General features: G+C 72.1%; 24 protein-coding genes, 1 tRNA gene and 1 riboswitch. Of the genes, 10 read left to right on the forward strand and 15 right to left on the reverse strand.

The features are described from left to right. The 11 genes from LE548_RS03395 to LE548_RS45330 form a co-directional block, all read right to left on the reverse strand. On the reverse strand, positions 1–985 hold a 985-nt coding region (locus LE548_RS03395; RefSeq protein ID WP_225095093.1), incomplete at its 3' end, for an LLM class flavin-dependent oxidoreductase. Further along, positions 982–2,364 (reverse strand): NtaA/DmoA family FMN-dependent monooxygenase, encoded by a 1,383-nt coding sequence (locus tag LE548_RS03400; protein WP_225095094.1) that lies wholly within the window; start codon positions 2,362–2,364, stop codon positions 982–984. The genes LE548_RS03400 and LE548_RS03395, both read right to left, overlap by 4 nt. 26 nt (positions 2,365–2,390) lie before the next feature. Next, positions 2,391–3,593, reverse strand: a complete 1,203-nt coding sequence (locus LE548_RS03405) for an LLM class flavin-dependent oxidoreductase (protein WP_225095095.1) — start codon at positions 3,591–3,593, stop codon at positions 2,391–2,393. Between the two features lie 107 nt (positions 3,594–3,700). After that, positions 3,701–3,811 (reverse strand): putative leader peptide, encoded by a 111-nt coding sequence (locus LE548_RS46395; protein WP_374116017.1) that lies wholly within the window; start codon positions 3,809–3,811, stop codon positions 3,701–3,703. A gap of 74 nt (positions 3,812–3,885) precedes the next feature. After that, positions 3,886–4,593 carry a GNAT family N-acetyltransferase gene (locus LE548_RS03410; protein WP_225095096.1) on the reverse strand — a complete coding sequence of 236 codons (708 nt, stop codon included), beginning with the start codon at positions 4,591–4,593 and terminating at the stop codon, positions 3,886–3,888. Between the two features lie 50 nt (positions 4,594–4,643). Then, positions 4,644–5,663 (reverse strand): ABC transporter substrate-binding protein, encoded by a 1,020-nt coding sequence (locus LE548_RS03415; RefSeq protein ID WP_225095097.1) that lies wholly within the window; start codon positions 5,661–5,663, stop codon positions 4,644–4,646. A 44-nt stretch (positions 5,664–5,707) separates the two neighbouring features. After that, complete coding sequence (locus LE548_RS03420) at positions 5,708–6,505, reverse strand: amino acid ABC transporter ATP-binding protein (RefSeq protein ID WP_225095098.1); 798 nt, start codon at positions 6,503–6,505, stop codon at positions 5,708–5,710. Beyond that, on the reverse strand, positions 6,502–7,482 hold the full coding sequence (locus LE548_RS03425) for an amino acid ABC transporter permease (RefSeq protein ID WP_225095099.1): 981 nt from the start codon (positions 7,480–7,482) through the stop codon (positions 6,502–6,504). Before LE548_RS03425 ends, LE548_RS03420 begins: the two co-directional genes overlap by 4 nt. Positions 7,483–7,654: 172 nt before the next feature. Continuing rightward, positions 7,655–7,804: a hypothetical protein gene (locus LE548_RS03430; RefSeq protein WP_225095100.1), complete on the reverse strand. Its 150-nt coding sequence runs from the start codon at positions 7,802–7,804 to the stop codon at positions 7,655–7,657. 33 nt (positions 7,805–7,837) lie between these two features. Continuing rightward, positions 7,838–7,950, reverse strand: a riboswitch (SAM riboswitch). Between the two features lie 78 nt (positions 7,951–8,028). After that, on the reverse strand, positions 8,029–8,916 hold the full coding sequence (locus LE548_RS03435) for a glutathione S-transferase C-terminal domain-containing protein (RefSeq protein WP_225095101.1): 888 nt from the start codon (positions 8,914–8,916) through the stop codon (positions 8,029–8,031). Positions 8,917–8,991: 75 nt separating this feature from the next. Then, positions 8,992–9,114, reverse strand: a complete 123-nt coding sequence (locus LE548_RS45330) for a putative leader peptide (protein ID WP_263635646.1) — start codon at positions 9,112–9,114, stop codon at positions 8,992–8,994. Between the two features lie 163 nt (positions 9,115–9,277). Between LE548_RS45330 and LE548_RS03440 the strand changes: the two genes are divergently transcribed. Genes LE548_RS03440 through LE548_RS03465 form a run of 6 tightly spaced genes read left to right on the forward strand, consistent with a single transcriptional unit; the run spans position 9,278 to position 14,882 of the window. Then, complete coding sequence (locus LE548_RS03440) at positions 9,278–10,480, forward strand: FAD-binding oxidoreductase (RefSeq protein WP_225095102.1); 1,203 nt, start codon at positions 9,278–9,280, stop codon at positions 10,478–10,480. Next, positions 10,477–10,779 (forward strand): (2Fe-2S)-binding protein, encoded by a 303-nt coding sequence (locus LE548_RS03445; protein WP_225095103.1) that lies wholly within the window; start codon positions 10,477–10,479, stop codon positions 10,777–10,779. The genes LE548_RS03440 and LE548_RS03445 overlap by 4 nt, the downstream gene beginning before the upstream one ends. Next, positions 10,772–12,172: an FAD-dependent oxidoreductase gene (locus LE548_RS03450; protein WP_225095104.1), complete on the forward strand. Its 1,401-nt coding sequence runs from the start codon at positions 10,772–10,774 to the stop codon at positions 12,170–12,172. The genes LE548_RS03445 and LE548_RS03450 overlap by 8 nt, the downstream gene beginning before the upstream one ends. 54 nt (positions 12,173–12,226) lie before the next feature. After that, complete coding sequence (locus tag LE548_RS03455) at positions 12,227–13,123, forward strand: dihydrodipicolinate synthase family protein (protein ID WP_225095105.1); 897 nt, start codon at positions 12,227–12,229, stop codon at positions 13,121–13,123. Between the two features lie 28 nt (positions 13,124–13,151). After that, positions 13,152–14,153: a proline racemase family protein gene (locus tag LE548_RS03460; protein ID WP_225095106.1), complete on the forward strand. Its 1,002-nt coding sequence runs from the start codon at positions 13,152–13,154 to the stop codon at positions 14,151–14,153. A gap of 33 nt (positions 14,154–14,186) precedes the next feature. Continuing rightward, on the forward strand, positions 14,187–14,882 hold the full coding sequence (locus LE548_RS03465; RefSeq protein ID WP_225095107.1) for a GntR family transcriptional regulator: 696 nt from the start codon (positions 14,187–14,189) through the stop codon (positions 14,880–14,882). A 43-nt stretch (positions 14,883–14,925) separates the two neighbouring features. Here the strand turns inward: LE548_RS03465 and LE548_RS03470 are convergent, their stop codons facing one another. Next, on the reverse strand, positions 14,926–16,086 hold the full coding sequence (locus tag LE548_RS03470) for a hypothetical protein (RefSeq protein ID WP_225095108.1): 1,161 nt from the start codon (positions 16,084–16,086) through the stop codon (positions 14,926–14,928). Positions 16,087–16,295: 209 nt separating this feature from the next. On the opposite strand from LE548_RS03470, the gene LE548_RS03475 reads away from it, so the two are divergent. From LE548_RS03475 to LE548_RS03485, 3 genes are all read left to right on the forward strand, one after another. Then, positions 16,296–17,723: an amino acid permease gene (locus tag LE548_RS03475; protein ID WP_225095109.1), complete on the forward strand. Its 1,428-nt coding sequence runs from the start codon at positions 16,296–16,298 to the stop codon at positions 17,721–17,723. A 205-nt stretch (positions 17,724–17,928) separates the two neighbouring features. After that, positions 17,929–19,263, forward strand: a complete 1,335-nt coding sequence (locus LE548_RS03480; protein ID WP_225095110.1) for a PP2C family protein-serine/threonine phosphatase — start codon at positions 17,929–17,931, stop codon at positions 19,261–19,263. 111 nt (positions 19,264–19,374) lie between these two features. Continuing rightward, positions 19,375–20,403 carry an MASE1 domain-containing protein gene (locus LE548_RS03485; RefSeq protein ID WP_225095111.1) on the forward strand — a complete coding sequence of 343 codons (1,029 nt, stop codon included), beginning with the start codon at positions 19,375–19,377 and terminating at the stop codon, positions 20,401–20,403. A gap of 165 nt (positions 20,404–20,568) precedes the next feature. Here the strand turns inward: LE548_RS03485 and LE548_RS03490 are convergent, their stop codons facing one another. Further along, positions 20,569–21,342, reverse strand: coding sequence for a hypothetical protein (locus LE548_RS03490; RefSeq protein WP_225095112.1), 774 nt, complete (start codon positions 21,340–21,342; stop codon positions 20,569–20,571). Positions 21,343–21,607: 265 nt separating this feature from the next. Between LE548_RS03490 and LE548_RS03495 the strand changes: the two genes are divergently transcribed. Next, the gene (locus LE548_RS03495) at positions 21,608–21,898 is read left to right on the forward strand and encodes a hypothetical protein (protein WP_225095113.1); all 291 of its coding nucleotides are present in this window, start codon (positions 21,608–21,610) and stop codon (positions 21,896–21,898) included. A gap of 152 nt (positions 21,899–22,050) precedes the next feature. Here the strand turns inward: LE548_RS03495 and LE548_RS03500 are convergent. Further along, positions 22,051–22,124: transfer RNA gene (locus tag LE548_RS03500), tRNA-Pro, on the reverse strand. 48 nt (positions 22,125–22,172) lie between these two features. After that, positions 22,173–23,597, reverse strand: a complete 1,425-nt coding sequence (locus tag LE548_RS03505) for an MFS transporter (RefSeq protein WP_225095114.1) — start codon at positions 23,595–23,597, stop codon at positions 22,173–22,175. Positions 23,598–23,632: the final 35 nt, after the last annotated feature.

The following is a 23,632-nucleotide window of genomic DNA, read 5'->3' on the forward strand; positions in this document are numbered from 1 at the left end:
GGAACAGCTCCAGGGAGTCCCGATGCCGGCTGCCGGTCAGCCCGCTCGCGTCGGCCTGGACGTGCTGCACGGTGTGCCCGAACCGTTCGTGATAGCGGTGCACCTTGTCGATGACCTGCTGCGGACTGCCGATCAGGGCCGAGCTGCGCTCGACGAAGTCCTCCAGCGTCTCGAAGACCACCGGCAGGCCCGTCCGCTTCTGGAACGCCAGATTGCTCTCGAAGACGGGCCGGTAGACCTCCAGCGCCTGCTGGGACGTGGGGGCCACGTACAGGCCCGCCGAGCCCGCACCGACGGCGATGTCCGCCGGGTCGTGGCCGTGGTGCTCCCAGCGCTCCCGGTAGTGCCGGATCAGCTCGGCGTAGGGCTCGACGGGGTGGGTGACGTTCGCCGAGAACAGCGGGTCGCCGTAGCGGGCGGCCAGGTCCACCGACTCCTTGCTGGTGGCGCTGCCGTGCCAGACCCGGACCGGCTGCTGGTACGGCCGCGGCCACGCCTCGGCATCCTTCAGCGGCGGGCGGAAGCGGGTGTCGGCGGTGACCTTGTCCTGCCGCCACAGCCGCCGGAACACCTCGTAGCTCTCGGCGTTGCGGTCCCACTGGTCCTCGGGTGTGACCTGGAACAGTTCCCGCTGGGCCGCGCCGTTGCCCTTGCCGATGATCAGGTCCAGGCGGCCGTCGGCGAGGTGGTCCAGTGTCGCGTAGTCCTCGTAGGCCCGGACCGGGTCCAGCAGGCTGAGTGTCGTCACGGCGGTGAAGAGCCGGATGCGCCGGGTCAGTGCGGCGATGTGGCTCAGGACCACCGTCGGCGCGGAGGAGAGGAACGGCCGCTCGTGCCGCTCCCCCACACCGAACCCGTCGAAGCCGAGCTCCTCGGCCAGCACTGCGTTGTCCAGGACCTCGCGGAAGCGGTCGTGCGTGGGCTTCTGGACACCGGTGACCGGGTCGGGCCGGTGCACGATGAGGGTGATCGCGAGGAACTTCACGATGCGGCCCGCTCGGACGAGCCGGCCGAGCGGGCGTCCGGGTGGGCGAGGCCCAGGTGGTCGCGGAGGGTGGTGCCTTCGTAGTCGGTGCGGAAGACGCCCTGTTCCTGGAGCAGCGGGACGACCTGGTCGGCGAAGGTGTCGAGGCCGCCGGGGGTGATGTGCGGGACGAGGATGAAGCCGTCGGAGGCGTCCGCCTGCACGAAGTCGTTGATCGTCCGCGCGACGGTGGCCGCGGAGCCGACGAAGGTCTGCCGGCTGCCGGTGTTGATGACCAGGTCGCGGATGGACCACTTGTTGGCCTCGGCGAGCTGCCGCCACTCACGGGCGATGGCGACCGGGTCCCGGTACATCCGCACCTGGGCGCGGCCCTTGGAGATGTGCTCCTCGGCGACCAGCGGGTCGATGTCGGGCAGCGGCCCCTCCGGGTCGTAGGCCGACAGGTCGCGGTTCCAGACGAACTCCAGGTGCTTGATGGCGGTCGCGCCGCTGACCTGCTGCCGGCGCACCTCGCGGGCGAGTTCGGCGGCCTCCTGGTCGGTGTCGCCGAGCACGAACGTCGCGGCGGGCAGGATGAGCAGCTGGTCGGGGCGGCGGCCGTACCGGGCGAGGCGGGACTTGACGTCGGTGTAGAAGGCCTGGCCCTCCTTCAGGGTGGAGTAGCGGCTGAAGATGGCGTCCGCGCCGGACGCGGCGAACTCGCGGCCCTCGTCGGAGTCGCCGGCCTGGAAGATCACCGGGCGGCCCTGCGGGGAGCGGGGCACGTTGAAACGGCCGTGGATGTCGAAGTGCTGCCCCTGGTGCGTGAAGGCCCCGGCCTTGGCGTCGCGGAGGAAGGTGCCGGTGGCCTGGTCGGCGAGGATCTCGTCGCCGTGCCAGGAGTCGAACAGCTCGTGCGCGGTGGCGAGGAACTCCTTGGCCCGGGAGTAGCGCTCGTCCTGGGGCAGGAAGCCGCCGCGGCGGAAGTTCTCTCCGGTGAAGGCGTCCCAGGAGGTGACCACGTTCCAGGCGGCACGGCCGCCGGAGAGATGGTCGAGGCTCGCGAACTGGCGGGCCACCTCGTAGGGCTCGTTGAACGTGGAGTTGATGGTGCCGGTCAGCCCGAGCCGGTCGGTGACGGCGGCGAGCGCGGCCAGCACGGTGAAGGTGTCCGGACGCCCGACGACGTCCAAGTCGTAGATCTTCCCGCCCTGTTCGCGCAGCCGTAGCCCTTCGGCGAGGAACAGGAAGTCGAACTTGGCGCGTTCGGCGGTGCGCGCGAAGTGGGCGAAGGAGCTGAACTCGATGTGGCTGCCGGCGGCCGGGTCGCTCCACACGGTGGTGTTGTTGACGCCGGGGAAGTGGGCGGCCAGGTGGATCTGCTTCAGGGGCTTGCTCATGGGGTGCGGTCGTCCTCTCCGGCTGTTCAGGCGGCTGCGTAGCGGTTGGCGGGGCGGGCGAGGCCCAGCAGGCCGCGCAGCGTGCCGGCCTCGTAGGCGTCCCGGAAGCGGCCCCGGCGCTGGAGTTCGGGTACCAGGTCGCGGCTGATGCGGGGCAGGTCGTGGCCGGCGACGGCGGGCCGCAGCCGGAACCCGGTCAGCCCGGCCGACGCCAGCTCCTCCAGCAGATCGGCCAGTTGGGCAGCCGTACCGGTGAAGATCCGGGCGTCGCTGGTGTACGGCTCACCGGCGAGCGTGTCCAGGCGGTCGCGGCGGGCCTCCGCCTCGGCCCGGCTGTCGTCGAGGAGGACGACGAGGTCGCCGAAGACGTGCAGGGTCTGACCGGCCCGGCCCGCCGCCTCCTGCTCGGCGCGGATCTCGGTGACGATCGCGCGGGCCTGCGCCGCGTCGTGCGGGGTGACGTAGCCGACGTCGGCCTGCCGGGCCACGAGCCGGTACGGCACCGTCTGGTGGGCGAGGGCGGTGACCAGCGGCTGGCCCTGCGGCGGCCGGGGCGTGATGGACGGGCCCTTGACGTTGAAGAAGCGGCCTTCGAACCCGATGTAGTGCAGCTTGTCCCGGTCGATGAAGCGGCCGGTCGCCGCGTCCCGTATCTCGGCGTCGTCCTCCCAGCTGTCCCAGAGCCGGCGCACCACCTCGACGTAGTCGGCGGCCTCGTCGAACAGCTCGGTGACGACCTCCTGCGCGGCCGGGCTGTCATAGGCCTCGATCCGGCCGATGGTGCGGCGGCCGAAGTGGGCGGCCTCGTTCGGCCGGCCGCTGATCTGCACGCGCAGGCCCGCACGGCCGGTGCTCACATAGTCGAGGGTGGCGATCGCCTTGGAGATGTGGAACGGCTCGGTGTGCGTGGCCACCACGGTCGGGACCAGGCCTATGTGCCGGGTGAGCGGCGCGACCCGGGAGGCGATGAGCACCGCGTCGAGCCGGCCGCGGACCTGGTCGGTGCGCTCGTCGGGGTCGAAGAGGTGCGAGGACTGCGGACCGAGGCCGTCCTCGACGGTCACGAAGTCGAGCAGACCGCGCTCGGCCTCGGCGACCAGGTCGGCCCAGTAGCCGGCGGTGAACAGCTCGCGGGGGCGGGCGACCGGCTCACGCCAGGAGGCGGGGTGCCAGCCGGTGCCGTCCAGGGCGACGGCGAGGTGCAGACGGGAAGGAGGAGTTGAGGACACGACGGGTGCCTTCCTTGGGATCCGTACGACGGTGGGCACGGGGGACACCGGCTCACGGGGACGGGCGTCCGGCCGGCGAAGACGCGGCCTTGCGGCCGGGAAGAAGGTCAGTGGCGACAGAGCGCGGCGGACACGCGCTGGAGGTCTATGTGCGGCCGGGAGTGCAGACGGACGGAGCGGTAGGGGTGCGGCGGGCACGGCGGGAGCACGCGGGTCATGTCCGTCGCCTCCGTCCGTTCGGTCCGTCGGCCGAGGCGGGTCGTCTCGCCCGCCCGGCACGTCTCGTCAACCCTCACAACGCGCCGCCTGCTTCGGTTGTTCCCGCGCTGCGCACCCGCACGATCCGCGACCGGCGGCGCAGGGTGAACCCGATCGACTCGTAGAGCCGGATCGCCGGGGCGTTGTCCGCGGCGGCGTGCAGGAACGGCGTGTCCCCGCGCTCCCGGATCCCCCACGCGACCGCCCGCACCAGCCGGGTGGCCAGCCCCTGCCCGCGGTACCCGGGGTCGGTGCACACGGCGCTGATCTCGGTCCAGCCGGGCAGCCGCAGCCGCTCCCCCGCCATCGCGACCAGCCGCCCCTCGTGCCGGATGCCGAGGTAGGTGCCCATCTCGACGGTGCGCTTGAGGAACGGACCGGGCCGGGTGCGGGCGACGAGGTCGAGGATCTCGGGGACGTCGGCGGGCCCGAGCCGCACCGCCTCCGGCGCGGGTTCGGCGCGCAGCGCGGTGTCGACCAACTGCACTCCCTCGCCCTCGGCTTCGACCCGCCAGCCGTCGGGTACCCGGTCGACGGGCTTGATCCCTACGGTGGCTGCCGGGCCGACGAGCGCGCGCAGGTCGTTCCAGGCGGCCGGGTCCGCCGGGTCGGCGAGCGCGGCGAAGGCGTAGATGCCGTCCTGGTAGCGGGCGGCGCGGCCGACACGCTCGGCGAGGTGGGCGTGCGGGCCGTCGAGGGCGGCCCAGACGGCGTTGTCGAGGAGCGGGGTGTACGGGGGCACGAGGGCGGAGTCCTCTCTCGCAATCGACTCGGCCGGGTCATGACGGCTGGTCAGGAATTGCTGAGCGGCAGCCCCGGCGGGTTGATCTCGGACGTGGCGACGGCCTCGTTGGAGAGGTTGTAGGCGGCGAGCCACTTGGCGTACTGCCCGTTCTGGATCAGGTGGTTGATGGCGTCGGCGAGCGGCTTGGCGAGGCCGCTGTCCTTCTTGGCGGTGGCCGCGATCAGGCCCTGGAGGGAGGCGCCGGCGCCGGAGAAGGTGCCCGCGTTGCGGGTCGCCTGGGGGGTGTGCGCGGTCTTCTGGACCCGGTAGGCGACGCCGGGGTTGGGGCCGAAGTAGGCGTCGATCTTGCCGCTGTTCAGCGCCAGGCTGTAGGCGTTCTGGTCCGGGTAGTACTTGACGGTGAGCTTCTTGCCCTCCTTGGCCAGCTTGGCCTGCCACTCCAGCAGGATCTTCTCCTGGTTGGTGCCGGAGCCCACGCCCACCGTCTTGCCGGCGAGGTTCTCGTAGTTGCCGGCGAAGTTCCAGGTGCTCTTCGCTTGCGTCTCGAAGGCGAGGTTGTCCTTGCGGTAGGTGGCGAACTCGTACTTCTTCTTGCGCTCCTCGGTGTCGGTGACGTTGGAGAAGGCCACGTCGACCTTGCCGCTGTCGACGCCGACGAAGAGGTTCTCCCAGGTGAAGGTCCTGACCTCGGGCTTCAGACCGAGCACGGCGGCGACGAGGCGGCCGAGGTCGGGCTCGGAGCCGGTGAGGGTCTTCTGGTCGCTGCCCACGTAGTCGAGCGGCGCGGACCCGGCGGGCAGGGCGCCGACGCCGATGACGAGCTTGCCGCTCTTGCGGACGGAGGCGGGCAGTTCGGCGCTGATCGACTTCACCTCGGAGACCTTCAGCACGGTCTCCTGCGCGGCGCCGTTGGACACCCGGCCCACGGTGACCGTGCCCGCCGCGTCGGTCGTGGTGGCGGCCTCGCTGTCGCCCCCGCAGGCGGCGAGCCCGGTGGCGAGGGTGGCGACGGCGGTCGCCGCGGTGATGCCTCTGATCAGGGCGCGTCGGGAAAGGTGGCTGGGCATGGCTGTCCTTGTCGTTCGGTGGTGCGGTGGGTCGGGCGGTGGGGTCAGAGGACCTTGGCGAGGAAGTCGCGGGTGCGCGCGTGCCGGGGCTTGTCCAGCACCTCGCTCGGCGGGCCCTGTTCGACGATGCGGCCGCCGTCGAGGAAGACGATCCGGTCGGCGACCTCGCGGGCGAAGCCGATCTCGTGGGTGACGATGACGAGGGTGGTGCCGCTGCCGGCGAGATCCTTGATGACGGCGAGCACCTCGCCGACGAGTTCGGGGTCGAGGGCCGAGGTCGGCTCGTCGAAGAGGATGACGCCGGGCCGCAGCGCGAGGGCGCGGGCGATGGCGACGCGTTGCTGCTGGCCGCCGGACAGCTGCCGCGGGTAGGCGCCGGCCTTGTCGCCGAGGCCCACCCGGCCGAGCAGTTCACGGGCCAGCTCCCGGGCCTCCGGCTTGGTCAGCCGCCCGGTGGCGACCGGCGCGGCCGCGACGTTGTCGAGGACGGTCAGATGCGGGAAGAGGTTGAAGTTCTGGAAGACGAAGCCGATCCGGCCGCGCTGGGCGAGGATGGCGCGCTCGCTCAGCTCCTTCAGCCGGCCCCCGCTGCCGCGCCGGACACCGATCGGCTCGCCGCCGACGCTGACGTACCCGATCTCGGGTTTCTCCAGATGGTTGACGACCCGCAGGAGCGTCGACTTGCCGGAGCCGGACGGCCCGATGATCACCGTGACCTCGCCGGGGCGGATGGTCAGGTCGATGCCGTCGAGGACGCGGTGGGCGCCGTACCACTTGTGGACGTCGTGCAGTTCCAGGGAGACGGGGGCGGTCTTCGGGAGGGTCGGTGCGGTGGTGGTCATACGGCGGCCTCCCTGCGCAGCCGGGCCCGGAACTCGGTGAGGGCCGTCCGGGCCTGCTGCAGCGGTGTCGGTGGGAGGGTGCGGGTGGCGCCCCGGGCGAAGTACCGCTCGACGTAGAACTGGACGACGGACACGGCGCTGGTCAGGATCAGGTACCAGACGGTGGCGACGAGCAGGAGCGGCACGACGTCGCCGGGGTAGGTGCTGCCCATCGTCTGCACCGAGCCGAACAGGTCGAGCAGGGACACGTAGAACACCAGGGACGTGCTCTTGACGAGGCCGATCAGCTGGTTGACGTAGTTCGGGACGATGGACCGCAGGGCCTGCGGGAGGACGATCCTGCGGAACTGGTAGCCCTTGGGCAGGCCGAGCGCGGCCGCCGCCTCGTGCTGTCCCTGGTCGACGGAGAGGAGGCCGCCGCGGACCACCTCGGCCGCGTAGGCCGCCTCGTTGAGGCTGAGGCCGATGACGGCGATCGCGAGGTCGGTGGCGAGCCTGGACTCGTCGAAGGTGACGAACGCCGGGCCGAACGGCACGCCGAGGCTCAGCGTCTTGTACAGGGCCGAGAAGTTGTACAGGAAGATCAGGACCACGATCAGCGGCACGGAGCGGAACAGCCAGGTGTACGTCCAGCTGACCGCGCGCAGCACCGGACTCCCGGAGAGCCGGCCCAGGGCCAGCACGATCCCGCCGACGAGGCCCAGCACGGCGCTCAGCGCGGCGACTTCGAGGGTCACGCCGAGCCCGTCGAGGATGGTGGGCCGCAGGAACCAGTAGCGGAAGCGGTCCCACTGGTAGAAGGGGTTCGTGGCCAGTCCGTGCGCGATCTGGGCGACGAGGACCAGGACGACGGCGGTGGCGATCCACCGGCCGGGTCGGCGCAGCGGCTGAACGCGCTGGGCTCTGAGGTGTGGTGACGGTGCGTCGGCTGCTGGCGCCTCGGCCAGGGAGACGGCGGCGCCTGGGGGTTCACTCATGGCGGGGCTCCGGCTTGGGTCGGCACCCCGGTCGGCGGCGGACGAGCCGCGCCGGCCGCGACGGCACTACGGCGCGAGGCGGCCCGCGGCGGCGCACGGGGACCGGGGGCTGGACGGATGACGGCACACCACGGGGAGGTGTGCGTCGGGAACGCGGGGCTGGGGGAGGAGGTCAGCCGTGACAGCGGGCGGTGCCCGGTGCGGTACACAGTGCGCTGTTGACCCGGAGCAGATCGACGGCGCGGTCGGCGACGAGGAGCCCGGCGGACGACGGGACGCGGCCCTGGGGGCGGCTCAGGGCCGTCCGGGGGCTTGCGTCCATGGTGTCACCTGTCACTGTTCCGGCCCCGCGGGGCCCTCGCGCTTACCGAAATGCGTCGTTCCGGTCCGGTCGTCACCTGGGGCACCCCACCGCGCTGCGAGGGTTGCCGGTCAGCGAGCCAGGGCTTGGCGCTGACGCTCATGACCGTTCTGAGCCGTAAGTGAAACGGTCGTCCGTTCGGATGTCAACGGCCGTCCGCCTGGTGGACGTTCACGGGCCCGGGTTCACCTGCAGGAAACGTCCTCGGCGTCGGCGGCGTGACCCGCCCAGTCCAGGATCTGGACAGCGGCCCCGGCGGCCTCCAGTCCCTGGCAACGGCCGTGGTGGCGGCGGGCGATGCCTGGAAGGTCGAGATGGCGGCCGAAGGCGGGGTGTGCGGCCAGCCGGCGGGCGTAGGCCCACAGCGCGCGGTGGCCGGCCACGCGGTGCACGGCGGAGGCGTCGAGGTGGCAGCGGTGGACGGTGTCGAGCTGCACCAGGGTCACCCACAGTTCGACGTCGGCGGCGGTGAGCCGGCCGTCGACCAGGTACTCCTCCCCCGCCAGCCGGTTCTCCAGCCGGTCCAGGGTGTCGAGCAGCACGTCGAGGGCGGCGGCCCGCTCGGCCGGGCCGGCGCCCGCCCGCCCGGCGCGCTGCGCGGCCTCCTCGATGCCCTCGTCGCACATCTGCTCCACGGCCTCGATCACGGACTCCTGGCCACAGGGATACAGCGCGGCCCGCTCCTCGCCCGGGAAACGGTCGAGGTCGCGCAGGATGTCACGGGCCCGGGTGCTGACGATGCGTCCGGACCAGTCGTCGCTGAGGACGGGGGCGAGGGCGGGGCCGGTGTAGTGGTGGGCGCTGGCCTCGTACAGCGGACCGAGGGCCGTGTGGCCGCCGCCGGGACCGTCCGGGACGGCGGGCAGGACGGTGACCGGACAGCTGTCGCCCAGGCCGAGGAGGCTGTGCCCGACGGCGAGGCGCAGTCCGTCGGGACAGGCGGTGGACAGATGGAGCCGGTAGCGATGGGGCACGGCGTAGTGGCCGCTGCGAGCGTCCCGGCCGATCCGGCCACGGAAGACGGGGGCGGCGCGGTGGACGGACGGGACGGCGGCGAGCGGAGCGATGGACATGCGTCTCCCCTGGTGGTGGGCATGGTTCAGGGTGCGCGCCGACGGACGTCGTCGGCCGGTGGGCGCGGGGCCGGCTCAGCGGCGCGGGCTGATGGCGCTGCAGACGCGCAGCAGATCGATGTGCCGGCGGGAGGTGAGCAGGGGGGCGCGCAGCGGCGTACGGCCGGCTCGGCCGGTGACCGTGTCGAGGCGCGCCATCATTCCCTACCGTTTCACTAGGATTTCCTCCCTGGAGTGTCGATCGGGTGTCGTGCGACGTCAAGAGGGCGTCCACGCCTGGGACTCGGGGCGGGTGACGCGAAGGGCGACAAGCGATGTCCGGGGTCTCCTCAGACGGTGCGCCATGTGACATAGTACTGCTGTGGCAAAGCGACTGACCTGCGATGTCGTGGTCGTCGGAGCCGGCATGGTGGGCGCGGCCTGTGCGCTGTACGCCGCGCGGGCCGGCCTCGACGTACACGTGGTGGACCGGGGGCCGGTGGCCGGCGGCACCACGGGGGCGGGCGAGGGCAACCTGCTCGTCTCCGACAAGGAACCGGGCCCGGAGCTCGGACTCGCCCTGCTGTCGGCCCGGTTGTGGGAGCGGCTGGCGGCCGAGCTCGGCACGGAGATCGAGTACGACCCCAAGGGCGGCCTGGTGGTCGCCTCGACCCCGCACGCCCTGGCCGCGCTGACGGACTTCGCGGCCGCACAGCGTGCCGCCGGAGTGACCGCCGATCCGGTGAGCGCGGCCGAACTCCGCGAACTGGAGCCTCACTTGGCCCCTGGCATGGCGGGCGGGGTGCACTATCCGCAGGACGCCCAGGTCATGCCCGCCCTGGCCGCGGCCCACCTGCTCCGCGCCTCCGGCGCCCGGCTGCACACCGGCTGGACGGTGAGCGGGGTGGCCCGCACGGCGCACGGCGCGGTGGCCGGTGTCCGCACCGACCGGGGCGACCTGTACGCACCGGCGGTGGTGAACGCGGCCGGTACCTGGGGCGGCGACCTCGCGGCACTCGCGGGCGTCCGGCTGCCGGTGCTCCCCCGGCGCGGCTTCGTGCTGGTGACCGAGCCGCTGCCGCGGATGGTCCGGCACAAGGTGTACGCGGCGGACTACGTAGCCGACGTGGCGAGCGACGCGGCCGCCCTGCGCACCTCGCCGGTCGTGGAGGGCACGGCCGCCGGGCCGGTGCTGATCGGCGCGAGCCGCGAACGGGTCGGTTTCGACCGCTCGTTGTCCCTGCCCGTGGTACGGGCGCTCGCGGCCGGGGCGATCGGCCTGTTCCCCTTCCTGGAGCGGGTCCGCGCGCTGCGGACGTACGCGGGCTTCCGGCCGTATCTGCCCGATCACCTCCCGGCCATCGGCCCCGACCCCCGGCTGCCCGGCCTGTTCCACGCCTGCGGTCACGAGGGCGCCGGCATCGGACTCGCCCCCGGCACCGGGCAGTTGATCGCCCAGGCGCTGACCGGGAAGACACCGGAGCTGGACCTCACACCGTTCCGGCCGGAGCGATTCGACACCGCCGCCGACGCCCACGCCGAGCCCGACACCGACGCCACCATCGACGGAGGCAACCCATCGTGAATCCCCTGGAGTTGGCCCGGGCCCGGCCGGGTGAGACCTTCACCGTCACCCTGGACGGGCGGTCCGTCGAGGCGCTGCCCGGGCAGACGGTCGCGGCGGCGCTGTGGGCGGCGGGTGTGACGGCCTGGCGCAGCACGCGGGGCGCAGGCCGGCCACGCGGGGTGTTCTGCGGGATCGGGGTGTGCTTCGACTGCCTGGTGACCGTCAACGGCCGGGCGAACCAACGGGCTTGCCTGGTCCCCGTGCACCCGGGCGATGTGATCCGCACCCAGGAGGGGACGGGACGGGCCGATGACTGAGCGTGTGCGTCTCGCCGTCGTCGGGGCGGGTCCGGCGGGTCTCGCCGGGGCCCTGGCGGCGGCCGCCCGGGGCGTGGACGTCACGCTGATCGACGCGGCCGGGCAGGCGGGCGGCCAGTTCTACCGGCAGCCCGCCCCCGCCCTGAACGCGCGCCGCCCCGAGGCCCTGCACCACCAGTGGCGCACCTGGCAGCGTCTGTCCGACGGCCTCGCCCGCCACCTCGCGGCCGGACGGATCACCCATCTGGCGGAGCATCATGTCTGGTGCGTGCAGCGCGCGTCGGACGCCTTCAGAGTGCACGCACTGCTCGGTCCCGCGCAGGAGGAGGGGGTCACCGTCCGCGCCGACGCCGTGCTGCTCGCCACCGGCGGCTACGAGCGGGGGCTGCCCTTCCCGGGCTGGTCGCTTCCGGGTGTCGTCACGGCAGGCGGCGCGCAGGCCATGCTCAAGGGCGGCCTGGTGCTGCCGGGCCGGCGGATCGTGGTCGCGGGCACCGGGCCGCTGCTGCTGCCGGTGGCGACCGGGCTCGCCGCCGCGGGCGCCGAGGTGGCCGCGCTGGTGGAGTCCGCCGACCCCGCGGCCCTGCTGCGGCGGGCGCCGGAGCTCGCCGCCCAGCCCGGAAAACTCGCCGAAGGCGCCTGGTACGCGGGGCAGTTGGTGCGCCATCGGGTGCGCACCCTGGCCCGGCACACCGTGGTGGAGGCACACGGCACGGACCGGCTGACGGCGGTCACCGTCGCCGCGCTGGACCGCGCCGGGCGGATCCGGCCCGGCAGCGCCCGCCGCATCCCCTGCGACACCCTTGCCGTCGGCCACGGCATGCTGCCGCACACCGACCTCGCCGAGACCCTCGGTTGCACGCTGAACGGGACGGACGTGGACGTCGACGCGGAGCAGCGCACCGACGTGCCCGGGGTGTGGGCCGCCGGGGAGACCACCGGCATCGGCGGCGCCGCCCTCGCCCTCGCCGAGGGCCACATCGCCGGCCGCTCCGCCGCCGCCCGCCTGCACGGCACCGTTCCCGACCCGCGCGCGTGGGCCGCTGCCGACCGGGCCAGGACCCGGCTGCGGGCGTTCTTCGCGACCCTCGACACGGTGTACGCACCGCCCGCGGGCTGGGCGGAACGGATCCCGGACGACACGGTGGTGTGCCGGTGCGAGGAGGTCACCGCGGGCGAGGTCCGTACCGCCGGTCCGCTGGGCGCCGGCGACCTGCGCACCGCGAAACTGCTCACCCGGGCCGGCATGGGCTGGTGCCAGGGCCGGATGTGCGCGCCCGCCGTGGCCGGCCTGACCGGCTGCCCGCTCACCCCGGGGCGGCGGCCGTTCGCGCGCCCGGTACCGCTCGGCGTCCTGGCGAACGTGCCGGACGACGAGACACCCGCTCAGTGAATATCAATCACACAGTGCCATGTCACACCCTACCGAGCTGATGGGGGACCCCTCATGACCCACCCGGAGAACCGTCCCTGGCGCGGCGTTCTCGTCGCCACCGCGCTCCCGCTGCGCGCCGACCTGTCGGTCGACTACGACCGCTACGCCGAGCACTGCGCCTGGCTGGTGGCGAGCGGCTGCGACGGCGTCGTACCCAACGGCTCGCTCGGCGAGTACCAGGTGCTCACCCCCGAGGAGCGGGCCCGGGTGGTGGAGACGGCCGTGGCAGCGATCGGCGGCGAGCGGGTGATGCCGGGCGTCGCCGCGTACGGCTCGGCCGAGGCCCGGCGCTGGGCCGAGCAGGCGGGCGAGGCCGGCTGCGCGTCGGTGATGCTGCTGCCGCCCAACGCCTACCGCGCCGACGAGCGTTCCGTGCTCGCCCACTACGCGGAGGTCGCCCGCGCGGGCCTGCCGGTGGTGGCGTACAACAACCCGATCGACACCAAGGTCGACCTGGTGCCCGAACTCCTCGCCCGGCTGCACGGCGAGGGGCACATCCACGGCGTCAAGGAGTTCTCGGGCGACGTGCGCCGCGCCTATTCGCTCGCGGAACTCGCCCCGGAGCTGGACCTGTTGATCGGTGCCGACGACGTCCTGCTGGAGCTGGCCGTGGCGGGCGCCAAAGGCTGGGTGGCCGGCTATCCCAACGCGCTGCCCCGCGCCTCGGCGGAGCTGTACCGTGCCGCGGCGGCCGGTGACCTCACCACCGCGCTCCCCCTGTACCGGCAGCTGCATCCCCTGCTGCGCTGGGACTCGCGGACGGAGTTCGTGCAGGCGATCAAGCTGTCCATGGACGTCGTCGGCCGGTACGGCGGCCCGGTGCGCCCGCCGCGCGTCCCGCTGACGCCGGAACAGCAGGCCATGGTCCGGGCGGCCACCGAGAAGGCCGCCGCGGCGGGACTCGCATAAGCTCGCAGCTCGCACAAGGGAGTCGGATATGCGCAGCAAGCTCGTCCTGCACGCCGTCGACTCGCACACCGAGGGCATGCCGACCCGCGTGATCACCGGCGGGATCGGCACCGTACCGGGTGCGACGATGAACGAACGGCGGCTGTACTTCCGTGAACACCGTGATCCCATCAAGCAGTTGCTGATGAACGAGCCGCGCGGCCACTCCGCGATGAGCGGCGCGATCCTCCAGCCGCCGACCCGCCCCGACTGCGACTGGGGCGTGATCTACATCGAGGTCTCCGGCTATCTGCCGATGTGCGGGCACGGCACCATCGGGGTGGCGACCGTGCTGGTCGAGACCGGCATGGTGGAGGTCGTGGAGCCGGTGACCACGATCCGGCTGGACACCCCGGCGGGGCTCGTGGTGGCCGAGGTGGCGGTGGAGAACGGCGCCGCGCGGCACGTGACCCTGAAGAACGTGCCGTCGTTCGCCGTCGCCCTGGACCGCAAGATCACCCTTCCGGACGGCCGCACGGTCACCTACGACCTCGCCTACGGCGGCAACTTCTACGCGATCCTCCCCCTCGACGCCTTCGGTCTGCCCTTCGACCGCGCCCGCAAGGACGACATCCTCGCGGCCGGCCTCATGCTGATGGAGGCGATCAACTCCGAGGCGCAGCCGGTGCATCCCGAGGATCCGTCGATCCGCGGCTGCCACCACGTCCACCTCTACGCTCCCGGCGCCACCGCACGGCACTCACGGCACGCGATGGCCATCCACCCGGGCTGGTTCGACCGCTCCCCGTGCGGTACGGGCACCAGCGCGCGCATGGCGCAGCTGCACGCGCGCGGTGAACTGCCGTTGCACACCGAGTTCGTGAACGAGTCGTTCATCGGCACCCGGTTCACCGGACGGCTGCTCGGCGAGACGGAGGTCGCCGGAGTCCCGGCCGTGCTGCCGAGTTTCACCGGCCGCGCGTGGATCACCGGCACCGCCCAGTATCTGCTCGACCCCACCGACCCCTTCCCGGAAGGCTTCATGCTCTAGTGGTCCTCTAGAATCCCGCCGGTGATGCGTGACATGGCACAGCCAGAGAACAAGCCGGACTCGGACCTGCCGGCGCTCCCCCGGCTCGGCGGCCGGCGCAGCAGCTACCGCGAGCGGGTCGCCGACGCGCTGCGCGCCGCGCTGATCGCGGGCGAGCTGCGGCCGGGCGAGGTCTATTCCGCGCCGTCGCTCGCCGCCCGCTTCGGTGTCTCGGCGACCCCGGTGCGGGAGGCGATGCTGGACCTGGCCAAGGAGGGCCTGGTCGACACCGTGCCCAACAAGGGCTTCCGGGTCACGGCGGTGTCCGACCGGCAGCTGGACGAGTACACGCACATCCGGGCGCTGATCGAGATCCCCACCGTGGTGGCCCTGGCCCGCACGGCCGACCGGGTCTCGCTGGAGGCGCTGCGCCCGGCGGCCCGCGAGATCGTCACCGCGGCGCAGGCCGGTGATCTGATCGCCTACGTCGAGGCCGACACCCGCTTCCACCTCGGCCTGCTCGCCCTGGCCGGCAACGCCCATCTGGTCGAGGTGGTCGCCGACCTGCGCGGCCGCTCCCGCCTCTACGGCCTGACGGCCCTGGTGGCGGCCGGCCGGCTGCTCGCCTCGGCCGAGGAGCACCTCGAACTCCTCGACGCCCTGCTGGAGCGGGACGAGCAGGCCGTGCGCGCGGTCATGACCCGGCATCTGGGGCATGTGCGCAGTCTGTGGGCAGGCGGCGAGAGCTAGGTGTATTGATCTGAAGCGTGAACAACGCTTCAGATCAATACACCTAGGACGGCTGGGCGCGGGCCGCTTCGATCACCTGGCGCATCCGGTCGGCGGTGAGCCGCCGCACGTCCGAGATCAGCTCGCCGGGACCTGTGGCCGGCGCCGGCGCCTCGCCTGCGGGGGCGCCGCACAGCACGGCCAGGTCCGGGGCGGGGACACCCAGTACGGCGGCGAAGTCGGCCAGCAGATCGGCGGTCACCTCGATGCCGCCGCGGGCGACCACGCCGTACGTCGCCGGCGACCAGTACCGGCCGGTGAGCAGTGCGAATGTCTTCGCCGTGGCCGTAAGACCCAGATTCCGGTTGCCCACCAGGCGCATCAGCAGGGCGCCCGGGCCGGTGCCGGCGGCCCGGGGAGCGGGGCCTGCGGCTCCCTCCGGCGGCCCCGCAACGGGCTTCTCCTGCGGCAAGGACGCGACGAAGCCGCGCACGGCACGGATGCCGTCGGGCGACAGCTCCACGGCGTGCCGCACGAGGTCCGGCACCAGGCGGCCGGCCCGGGGGTCGAGGGGGGCCAGATCGTCCGGGACCTCCTGGCCGGCGAGCACGAAGACATCGGCCGCGGGCAGGCCGAGGGCCGGGCCGAGCCGCCGAAGGAGCGAGGGTGAGGCCGGGCCCCCGCCCAGCACGCCCCGCACCCGCTCCTCGGGCAGGCCCGTCTGCCGGGACAGCGCGCCGGAGTCCGTGCGCCGGTGCTCCGTCCAGCGCCGCAGCACCGCACCGAAGCCGTCGTCGCCGCCGTACTCCCGTCTGCGCGCCTCCCACGTGGCCCGGTCCGCGATGTGGACGGTGGCCGGATGCTCGTACCAGGCCGACGCCGTGGGCAGGGCGCGGACGAGCTCCGGCACCTCGGGTTCGAACCTCAGCAGGGCCAGCGTCTTCCAGCCGTGCGGGATGCCGGTGAAGGGCTTGCCGAACTGCTGGGTCACGGCGACGACGGTGGCCGTGACCCAGGTGACGTCCCGTTCGTCGGCCCTCGGGAAGCAGCACTCGTAGCGCCGTCCCAGAGGCACGTCCGCGTAGGCGAACGACAGAAAGAGGACCTCCTCGCCTGCGGCGCGCGGGGGCAGGGCCGTGCCGAGGTCGGCGAGCACCCTCGCGTCGGCGCGGGACTCGACGTACAGGACGCGCTCGGTCTCCGGGGTGGCCTCTTCCGTTCTCATGAGGCCGGATCATGGCACCCGGGCCGCTCCCCGCAAACCCAGGGCGCCGAACATCTCGCGGCACAAGGGCCGAATCAGCGCACTTTTTTCACGATCGGCCGGGCCGGGCGCCACAAGAAGCGGCGATTTTGCGGCGGGCGGTGGCTTCCCGGACCATGGCCGGGTCCCGGCGATCCTGGGACATCTGTTCGATGAGAGGCGCACCACCCATGCACGTCACCGGAACCGCCCCACAGCCGGCTCCGGCCCCCTCCGAAGACCTCACGGTCGGCGTCGGAGACCCGCACGACACCACCAGCGGCCCGGACGCCCCCGGCACCACCAGCAAGCACGCCCGCGGCTTCGGCCTGCCCGTCGCCACCGCGCTGGTCATGGGCAACATCATCGGCGGCGGCATCTTCACCCTGCCCGCCTCCATCGCCCCCTACGGCACGGTCAGCCTGGTCGCCTTCGGCGTACTGACCGTCGCCGCCATCGCCCTGGCCCTGGTCTTCGGCCGGCTCGCCGCACGCGATCCCCGCACCGGCGGGCCGTACGTCTACGCCCGCGAGGCCTTCGGTGACTTCGCCGGCTTCCTGACCGCCTGGTCGTACTGGATCACCGGCTGGGTGTCGAACGCCGCGCTCGCCGTGGCCGCCGTCGGCTACCTCGACGTACTGGTCCCCGTGGGCGGACACCACTGGTCCGCGTGCCTGGCCGCCCTGACCCTGCTGTGGCTGCCCGCCGTCGCCAACTTCGCCGGCACCCGGTACGTGGGCGCCGTACAACTCGTGTCCACGGTGCTGAAGTTCGTGCCGCTGCTGCTCGTCGCGGTCGGCGGGCTGTTCTTCTTCGACCCCTCGCGGCTCGGGCCGTTCAATTCGAGCGGTCACGGTCCGGTCGGCGCGGTGTCCGCCTCCGCCGCCCTGCTGCTCTTCTCCTACCTGGGCGTCGAGTCCGCCGCCGTCAGCGCGGGCGAGGTCCGGGACGCGCGCCGCAACGTGGGCCGCGCCTCCGTCATCGGCACCACGGGCGCCGCGCTGGTGTACCTGCTGGGCACCCTGTCCGTCTTCGGCACGGTCCCGCACGACCGTCTGGTGCACTCCACCGCGCCGTTCTCGGACGCCGTGAACGCGATGTTCGGCGGCGGCTGGGGCGGTACGGCCGTGGCGCTGGCCGCGGTGATCTCGATGACGGGCTGCCTCAACGGCTGGACGCTGCTGAGCGCCCAGACCCCGTACGCCGCCGCCCAGGACGGCCTGTTCCCGGCCACCTTCGCCCGGCGCCGCCGGGGCGTGCCGACCTTCGGCGTCGCCGTCACGGTCGTCCTGTCCTCCCTGCTCACCGCGTACAACTACCTGTCGGGTTCGGCGAAGGTCTTCGAGGTCCTGGTCCTGGTCACCACGTTCACCGCGACCGTGCCGTACCTGCTGGCGACGGCCGCGCAGCTCTTCCACCTGATCTCCGGCGGCGGCGCGTCGGTGAACCGCGCCCGGCTGGTGCGGGACGCGGTGGTCACCGCGGTCGCGGCGGGCTTCTCCCTGTGGCTGATGGCGGGCGCCGGGTACGCGGCGGTGTACCAGGGCACGCTGTTCCTGTTCGCCGGGGTCCTCGTCTACGCGGTGATGGCGGCCCGGCGCCGCCGACGGCACGGCTGAGCCACGGTCGTCGCCGGCCAGGTGCCGCAGGGTGCAGAGCGGCCGGCTTCTCGCCGGAAAACGAACGATGCCCTGTCCTGACCGCGTGACACACGTGTGACATGGGACACAATCAAAGACGAGGCAGCGATGGCCGTCGGCCCTGGTCGTGATCGGGGCCGTGGAAGGAGGCCGCGATGCAGCGCTCGACCACTGGGCGCCAGTGATGGCGGGAGAGCGGCAGGAACGACCACTGAGGCGGCCGCACCTCCCCGACCTGCACATTCGCCTGCGTTCCGAGCTGGGCCGGATCGACGAGCAGCTGCGCGCCATGCAGTCCTCGATGGACCGGCTGCAGGGTCTGCTGGACGCGGTGCTGGCCATCAGCCGTGAGGTGGAACTGCCCAGGGTGCTGCACCGTATCGTGACGGCCGCGATGGACCTGGTCGGCGCCCGTTACGGGGCCCTGGGCGTGCTCGACGCATCCGGAGAACGCCTGGAGCAGTTCATCTCGGCCGGTCTGTCCGACGAGGAACGCACGGCGCTGGCCCAGGCCGGACTTCCCCGTGGTCGCGGCGTCCTCGGCCACCTGATCCGCTATCCGGACCCGCTGCGGATCGACGACATCCAGGGCCATCCCGCCTCGGCCGGATTCCCACCGGGGCACCCGCGCCTGACCACCCTGCTCGGCGTCGCCATCACGGTGCGCGGCGAGATCTACGGCGACCTCTACCTCTCCGAGCGGCTCGACGGACAGCCCTTCGACGTGCACGACGAGAACGTCGTCGCCGCCCTGGCCGGCGCCGCCGGCATCGCGATCGAGAACGTCCGCCTGTTCGAACGGATCCGCGTCGGAGCCGAGCAGTTCCAGCGGCTGCTGCTGCCCACACTGCCCGACCTGCGGCCGTTCACCGCCGCCGCCATCTACCGGCCCGCCGCCGAGCCCAGTCAGCTCGGCGGGGACTGGTACGACGCCATCCCCCTGCCCGACCACGTCGTGGCGGCCGTCATCGGCGACGTGGTCGGCCATGATCTGCAGGCCGCCGCCGCCATGGCCGCCACCCGCAACATGCTGCGCGCGCTCGTGTTCGACCAGAGAGGCCCGCCCGGCGCGATCCTCGCCCAGCTCGACCGGACCCTGGAGACGATCACGAACAACCGCGTCACGACCACCACCCTGGCCCGCATCGAACCGGAGGGACCGGGCTGGCGACTGTGCTGGAGCACCGCGGGTCATGTCCCGCCCCTGCTGGTCACCCGCGATCGCCATGTGGTCTACCTGCTCGGCGAGCCCGGACTGCCGCTCGGTGTCGACACCGGTCAGCCCCGTCCTGACCACTCCCGCCCGCTGCCCCCGGAGGCCACCGTCGTCTTCTTCACCGACGGGCTGATCGAGCATCCCGCCCATCCCATCGACGAGAGCCTGAGCGAACTCGCCGGTCTCGCCGCGGTCCATGCCGGGCTTCCGCTGCCGGAGTTCGTCCAGGCACTGGCCGATCACCACCCCAGCGACGGTCACGACGACATGGCCATCCTCGCCCTGCGCACCCCGCCCGTCTGACCCCGGCTCGTCGCGCGCGTCGCCGCTCCCGGGCCGGCCGGCCCGCCGTGGAGGATCCGGGGGATCCGGCGGATGATGGGTTCGGGGCGATGTCGAAGCGGAGGTCGCCCGATGGCTGTCGCGCGGCGTCAAGGACTCGGGCGCGGTGCACTGACCGCCCTGGAGATCTGCGCCCTCGCCGCGCTGTACTACGGCTCGGCCAGGCTGGGACTGCTCCAGCAGCTGGTGCGCGGCCAGGTCACCCCGCTGTGGCCGCCGAGCGGAATCGCGGTGGCGAGCCTGCTGCTGCGCGGCCCGCGGATCTGGCCCGGTGTCGCGCTCGGCGCGTTCCTGGTCAACATCTCGCTGGGGCCGACACTCCCGGCCGTGCTCGCCATCATGGCGGGGAACACCCTCGCGCCCGTCTGCTCCTATCTGCTGCTCCGCCGCACGGGGTTCCATGAGGAACTGGACCGTCTGCGGGACGCGCTCGGCCTGATCTTCCTCGGCGGGTTCACCGGGATGCTGGTCAGCGCGACCACGGGCAGCGGGACCCTGGTCCTCGCCGGGGTCCTGAGCCCCGCCGGGTTCTGGCCGACGTGGTCGGTCTGGTGGACCGGCGACGCGATGGGCGTCCTGGTGGTCACACCCGTCCTGCTCGTCCTGCGCTCGGCACGCCGGCCGGAGCACCCGCGGCCGTCCCGGTGGGCGGAGGCGCTGTTGCTCCTGGCGGCCACGGCCGGGGTCGGATTCCTCGTGACCGCGCACACGCCCCTGCTGTTCCTCGGGTTCCCGCTCCTGATCTGGGCGGCCTTCCGCTTCCAGCTGGCCGGGGCCGCGCCCTGCGCGCTGGCCGTATCCTCCTTCGCGATCGTCGCCGGTACCGAGAGATCGGGTCCGTTCGCCGGTCACGACCTGCTCACCGCGATGATCACTCTGCAGGCCTTCAACGGTTCCGCCGCGCTGACCGCGCTGCTGCTCTCGGCGGTCATCAGCGAGCGGGACCAGACCGATCGGGAGATCGCGCGGGCCTGCGGGCAGCTCGCCGCGATGGCGGCCAGGATCGCCGCCGGCGACCACCTCGCGACGCGCCCCGACGCGGCGGCCGAGAAGCATCGGAAACCCCCGCAGACAGGTGAAAGGCCGTCCCCTCAGCCCTGAGGAGACGACCTGCGACCGGTCGAGCTCAGCTCGGCGTCTGATCTACCTGTATCGCGCCGGCGTTCCGACGCCAGGTCGACCACGTTCGGCCTGTGTCCGGCAGGGCGCCCTGCTCGGAACGGCGGGTGAGCCCACGGCCGACCTGGCTCCGTGCCGCTCCGGCAGTTAACCGGGGATCGCTGCCAGATCCTGCCGCAGCTGGTCGAGGGTGAAGCCGTCGGGGTCGGGACGGCTGGTGTCGGACCACTGCTTACTGAGCACCGCATAGGCCTCGTCGCAGTAGGTCTGGAAGAACTGCCAGGTCATCGGCTGGAGTGCTCCCCAGGTGACACAGATCAGCTGCGTGGGGGTATACCCGATGACCGGCACGCAGTGGCCGCCCCAGCTGTTGGGTTGCCCAGGTCCCACTGGTCCCCCGGGGGGCACCATCCAGACGGTCTGCCCCTGGGCGCTGTAGGGCATCTGCAACCCGATGTACGCGGCGCCGAACAGTTCGATGGCGTCTCGCACATGCTCGGTGTTGCCCGGTTCGCAGGCGGCGAAGCCGAAGATCGTGTTTCCTCCGATGCCCTGGTTGCGCCAGAAGTTCAGCGCGTCGAGCATGTTGGTGCCGCGATCCGTGGAGGGATCTCCGGCCTGGAAACCGGTGAGAGCGGTGTAGGCGTCCAGCGCCTCTTTTGTCGTGGGCTCGAACTCTTCCGGGCCCTCGTAGGCCGACCAGTTCTGCTCCATGTGGAGCGCAGCGGCCTCCACGCAGTCGCCGTACTGGTCATTACCCAGCGTCTGCCAGTCGATGACCTTGTCGGTCCAGTTCTTCGCCGCAGGAGCCGGCGGCAGTGTGGGATGAAGGTACTGCGCGAAGTTGAGCGTACGTCTGTCGACTCTGGCGGGCGCCTTTCCCAACCGGCCGACGACGGGCTGACCATTGCGAGGTGCCATGACCCTCCTCTAGGTCGTGCCTACCTGTGCAGGCATTTCAATCTTGCTTGTGGCATGTGCCCCCATTCCATCCCGAGCTACCGAGCGGTCGGGGAGCATAACCGGAATGGGTGACCCACACGGAGGTGAAGGCTCTTTCTGGCACCTCGGCGACACTCGTTACTTTTTCAATAATTTGTAATCCACTCAATGCTTCTTCGAAATGCAGCCAAGGGAGGTCCATGCAAGCCTGGAAGTCGACGTCCTCACGCGCACAGGAGGACTGATGGGCGTTAAAGACCTCGCGGCGATCGAGACGACTCGTGCGTGGACAGGTCTCTTGGTCGTCCTCGTCGGAGACGTTGCCATCGCAGTCGGCGCAATCTGGGTGACGATAAGCACCGCATCGGGAACAGAGGCCGTTTCGATCCTCACCAGCGCATTCACGGCCATCACCGCGATAACCACTGCGTACTTCGGGATCAGGGCGGCGACCAACTCCGCTCAATCGGCCGTGGCTGCGGTTAAGTCATGGCACCCGGATGACGAATCCAAGGTCGATGGCCGGGAGAATTGAGCGCATTGATGCCGGCCGGGATATGCCACGGCTGAACGACATTCCCCTTCACTTGAAGAGGAATACGTTCTTCGCGCGACAAAAAGATGAGGGCCTTGTCCCACCGAAGTGAAAACAAGGCCCTGACCCTGCGATGACAGTTCATCCGACTGTCGGGACGACAGGATTTGAACCTGCGACCCCTTGACCCCCAGTCAAGTGCGCTACCAAGCTGCGCCACGTCCCGCCGCGGTCCCACCCGGGGTGTCCCCCCGCCTGATCACGCAGGTCAACCCTACCGCACCCGGGCCGGTGCCCGTGTCACCCCCGGCGCGGCGGGTGTCGTACGGCCCGGTCGGCGGGCCGGGACCAGGAGGGCGGCGCCGGCCGCGGCCAGGCAGAGGAGGGCGAGCAGGGCCCAGCCGTGGGTGTAGCCGGAGGCGTAGGGCAGACCCGAGGGCTGGAGGCGGCCGGTCACCAGGACGCTGGTGAGCGCGGCGCCGATGGAGCCGCCGATGGTGCGGACGTTGGCGTTCATGCCGGTCGCGGCGCCGGTCTGCTCGGGCGGGACGCTGCCGACGATCAGGTTGGCCATGGAGGCGAAGGCGAGCCCGATGCCCAGGCCGAACAGTCCGGCGACCACGGCTATCTGCCACTGGGCGTCATGCCAGAGGGTGAGGAATCCGCAGGCCAGCGCCCCGAGCGCGGCACCCGTGGTGAGCAGGGCCTTGGCACCGACGCGGGGCTCCAGGCGGCCCGAGAGGACGCCGGAGAGGAACATCGCCAGCAGCATCGGCAGCATGAGCAGGCCGGACGCGGTGACGCTCGCGCCGAAGCCGTACCCGGCCGTGGACGGCGTCTGGACGAAGCCGGGCAGGAAGGACCAGATCGCGTACATGCCGGCACCGAAGAGCAGGGCTGCCGCGTTGGTCGTCCACACCGCCGGCAGCCGCATCACGCGCAGGTCGATGAGCGGGTTGCGGGAGCGGGCCTCGGCGGTCAGCCACACGGCGAACAGCACGAGGGCGGCGGCGAACAGGCCGAGGACCTTCGCCGAGCCCCAGCCCCACCGCCCGGCCTGGCTCAGCGGCAGCAGCAGGGCCACCAGCCAGGCGGAGAGCAGCCCGGCGCCGGCCCAACTCACCTTCCCCTGGGCCCGCTTGGGTGACTCGGGGACGTAGGCCACGGCGATCAGGACCGTGGCGGCGACGATCGCCACCGGGATCCAGAAGAGCCAGCGGTAGTCGAGCGCGGAGACGATCGGCCCGGCGGCCACCATGCCGACCCCGCCGCCGGCGGCGATCACCGCGGAGAGGTTGCTGATGCTGCCACTGACCTCGGCGGCGGCGAACTCGTCCCGGATGATGCCGAAGGACAGCGGGAAGAGTGCGCCGCCGACGCCCTGGACGACCCGGGCGACGATGAGCACGCCGATGCCCGGGGCGAGCGCGGCGATGAGGCAGCCGGCGAGAACGGCGAGCAGGACGGCGACGAGCGTGCGTTTCTTGCCGACGAGGTCGCCCACCCGGCCGAGGATCGGGGTGAAGACCGACGCGGACAGCAGATACGCCGTCATCACCCAGGTCGCGGTCGACTGGGAGGTGTGCAGGGCGTGCTGGACGGTCGGCAGAGCCGGCGCGATCAGCGACTGGAGCATGGAGAACACGCCCGCACCGGTCGCGAGGACCGCGAAGGTGAGGCGCGTGGACGTGCGGGGCATGACGGAGCCTCTCCGGAAATCCGGGACAGGGAAGG

The organism is Streptomyces sp. CoH27, from assembly GCF_020181035.1.
Lineage (GTDB): Bacteria > Actinomycetota > Actinomycetes > Streptomycetales > Streptomycetaceae > Streptomyces > Streptomyces camelliae.

Excerpts from the sequence above, each read along its gene's own strand:
- LE548_RS03400 (WP_225095094.1), bottom strand. The coding sequence starts at position 2,364 with ATGAGCAAGCCCCTGAAGCAGATCCACCTGGCCGCCCACTTCCCCGGC.
- LE548_RS46395 (WP_374116017.1), bottom strand. The coding sequence starts at position 3,811 with ATGACCCGCGTGCTCCCGCCGTGCCCGCCGCACCCCTACCGCTCCGTC.
- LE548_RS03415 (WP_225095097.1), bottom strand. The coding sequence starts at position 5,663 with ATGCCCAGCCACCTTTCCCGACGCGCCCTGATCAGAGGCATCACCGCG.
- LE548_RS03420 (WP_225095098.1), bottom strand. The coding sequence starts at position 6,505 with ATGACCACCACCGCACCGACCCTCCCGAAGACCGCCCCCGTCTCCCTG.
- LE548_RS03425 (WP_225095099.1), bottom strand. The coding sequence starts at position 7,482 with ATGAGTGAACCCCCAGGCGCCGCCGTCTCCCTGGCCGAGGCGCCAGCA.
- LE548_RS03430 (WP_225095100.1), bottom strand. The coding sequence starts at position 7,804 with ATGGACGCAAGCCCCCGGACGGCCCTGAGCCGCCCCCAGGGCCGCGTC.
- LE548_RS03435 (WP_225095101.1), bottom strand. The coding sequence starts at position 8,916 with ATGTCCATCGCTCCGCTCGCCGCCGTCCCGTCCGTCCACCGCGCCGCC.
- LE548_RS45330 (WP_263635646.1), bottom strand. The coding sequence starts at position 9,114 with ATGGCGCGCCTCGACACGGTCACCGGCCGAGCCGGCCGTACGCCGCTG.
- LE548_RS03450 (WP_225095104.1), top strand. The coding sequence starts at position 10,772 with ATGACTGAGCGTGTGCGTCTCGCCGTCGTCGGGGCGGGTCCGGCGGGT.
- LE548_RS03455 (WP_225095105.1), top strand. The coding sequence starts at position 12,227 with ATGACCCACCCGGAGAACCGTCCCTGGCGCGGCGTTCTCGTCGCCACC.
- LE548_RS03460 (WP_225095106.1), top strand. The coding sequence starts at position 13,152 with ATGCGCAGCAAGCTCGTCCTGCACGCCGTCGACTCGCACACCGAGGGC.
- LE548_RS03465 (WP_225095107.1), top strand. The coding sequence starts at position 14,187 with ATGGCACAGCCAGAGAACAAGCCGGACTCGGACCTGCCGGCGCTCCCC.
- LE548_RS03470 (WP_225095108.1), bottom strand. The coding sequence starts at position 16,086 with ATGAGAACGGAAGAGGCCACCCCGGAGACCGAGCGCGTCCTGTACGTC.
- LE548_RS03475 (WP_225095109.1), top strand. The coding sequence starts at position 16,296 with ATGCACGTCACCGGAACCGCCCCACAGCCGGCTCCGGCCCCCTCCGAA.
- LE548_RS03480 (WP_225095110.1), top strand. The coding sequence starts at position 17,929 with ATGGCGGGAGAGCGGCAGGAACGACCACTGAGGCGGCCGCACCTCCCC.
- LE548_RS03485 (WP_225095111.1), top strand. The coding sequence starts at position 19,375 with ATGGCTGTCGCGCGGCGTCAAGGACTCGGGCGCGGTGCACTGACCGCC.
- LE548_RS03490 (WP_225095112.1), bottom strand. The coding sequence starts at position 21,342 with ATGGCACCTCGCAATGGTCAGCCCGTCGTCGGCCGGTTGGGAAAGGCG.
- LE548_RS03495 (WP_225095113.1), top strand. The coding sequence starts at position 21,608 with ATGGGCGTTAAAGACCTCGCGGCGATCGAGACGACTCGTGCGTGGACA.
- LE548_RS03505 (WP_225095114.1), bottom strand. The coding sequence starts at position 23,597 with ATGCCCCGCACGTCCACGCGCCTCACCTTCGCGGTCCTCGCGACCGGT.